This is a genomic window from Scandinavium sp., assembly GCF_036271055.1.
Classification (GTDB): Bacteria; Pseudomonadota; Gammaproteobacteria; order Enterobacterales; family Enterobacteriaceae; genus Scandinavium.
Map to the genome: position 1 here is coordinate 1 of NZ_DATBBJ010000001.1, position 1,911 is coordinate 1,911.

The window sequence follows — 1,911 nt, forward strand, 5'->3', positions numbered from 1 at the left end:
TAAACCCAATCAGCAGCCTGAATTGATCGCCTGGGATGAATCTGGCACACACATTTTGCGCTCAGGCACTCTCGGCGTGGGAATGAATCTGCCAAGTTCAGATTCCGTTATCATCCCGATGACCGGCGCGTCCGCTATCGACATCGAGGTCCCCGGCGATGGAAAGACGATCCGCGGGGCTTATCTCGATTGGATGACAACCAGTGAAGTAGTGCACCCAGTGAACGCCGAACATCGTGACGTGATTCCCGAGCCGTTCTCATCCGTGCCCAGCCTCCACGCACCTCCGGAAGATGTTGAGAACTTTGGAACCGTTACCGCGACTCTGTCCGCTGACCCAATCCGCGTTGATGGAGAAACTCAGGAAAGCGCCGTGTTTCAATTTCCAATCGAAACACAACCGCTAACAGCGTTGCTCACTTTCGAGATTACCAATCCCGCCATCGATGCTCCGCCTGAAGTTTATCTTAATGGACAGGATATCGGCCCGGTTTCTCTGACGTTGCCGGACCTGGCTGACCCAGGTTACCGCGGCGAAGTGGAGGCGCTTACACCTCAAATGCATTTCCATTATACCGGGTGGCTGCGGGCGCAGAAAATTGTGCCGGCCGCGATCTTGAAAGTCGGGCTGAACGATCTGGTTGTCGCCAATGGGCTTGGGAGCGGATCTTCCGCCATTCGCGCAACGCAGATTGAACTAAAATATATTTGGGATAAATCGGACTATCTTCTGCACGCCAGTCACTAGCAATTCTTGAAGATTTGCGTACTTTAGTCACGCAGAAGGAGAGAGGGGCCACATTTGATTGAGATGAAAACGAAAAGGAAACATCAGGGATTCACGCTACTGGAGATAATGCTCGTTGTGAGCATCATCGTAATCATACTGGGAGTAGCGATTTCAAAACTCGGCAATACCACTGCCATCGCCAAGACCATGCGTGTTCAAGCTGACCTCCAGGCGATCAAGACACAACTGCAACTTTACGAGAGTATGAACGGTTTTTATCCGACAACGGAACAGGGTTTGCAGGCGCTGGTAACGCAGCCCTCGAATGATCCGCGACCTGCTCGCTGGTATCAGTTGTTCAGGGAGTTGCCAACAGATCCCTGGGGCAATGGCTATATTTACAAAAATCCAGGTCTGAAAAACCCGAGCGGTTACGATTTGTTTTCGGCAGGGCCAGATCGGCAAGCCGATACGGCAGATGACGATTGGGGTGGCGGTTAGCCGCAGTGCGGCAGGCTCTGGACCTCTAGTTCTTCGCGGGCCCCCGGTAAGCTCCCTTCGTGGCGGCGCCCGATGAGCCTAGCGGGTTTCGCTGAATCAAGCCACGAGAATGAGTTCGACCGGCGTCTTTGGGAAGCAACTGTTGTAGTTCAGCCGGTACGCCAGAAGGTAGTTTCGATAAGGCTGGGTTAGGAACGCCACCAGGGTTAGGCATCGGAAGCGAAGGCATCGGCGGCGTTACTGCTCTGGGAGCGCCTGCATTCGGCGCGGTCTGCGACAAAAGCGCCTGATTAAACGTGATAGTCGCAAAATTTCCGTCCTTGCCAATTGTCACCTTTGTTTCACCGACTTTGGCCGACCATTCGATGCTGGCGAGGCTGTAGCCGTCCACCGGTTCTTTGGTCGTAAGATACCTCTTAAAATTGTGGTCGGAAGTAGAAGCCAGCGTCACCATATCGCCATCAGACGAACGCGCGGCGTTGGCGATGTAAAGGTCTTTTGCAAAATCAGGTGTAGCCGCAGGAGCTGCAACGGCCGTTGCGATTGCGAATGGCGACTTGTCCACCATCTTTGAGTAGCGATCGAAATTGAACTGTGGCGGAAAAACTTCCTCGGCCTGACTGTCGATCACTCCGAGAACAGCGAGAATCAACGTTAGCAGAACGGAATATTTCATAGTC

Annotated in this window: 3 protein-coding genes; 2 read left to right on the forward strand and 1 reads right to left on the reverse strand. The window is 53.3% G+C overall.

Going from position 1 to position 1,911, the window contains the following annotated elements:
• A partial coding sequence (locus tag VH187_RS00005; RefSeq protein ID WP_329699456.1) for a hypothetical protein occupies positions 1-748 on the forward strand: 748 nt, incomplete at its 5' end.
• A gap of 63 nt (positions 749-811) precedes the next feature.
• Positions 812-1,231, forward strand: a complete 420-nt coding sequence (gspG, locus tag VH187_RS00010; RefSeq protein ID WP_329699458.1) for a type II secretion system major pseudopilin GspG — start codon at positions 812-814, stop codon at positions 1,229-1,231.
• Positions 1,232-1,256: 25 nt separating this feature from the next.
• Here the strand turns inward: gspG and VH187_RS00015 are convergent.
• The coding region (locus VH187_RS00015; RefSeq protein ID WP_329699457.1) for a hypothetical protein at positions 1,257-1,911 on the reverse strand (655 nt) is incomplete at its 5' end.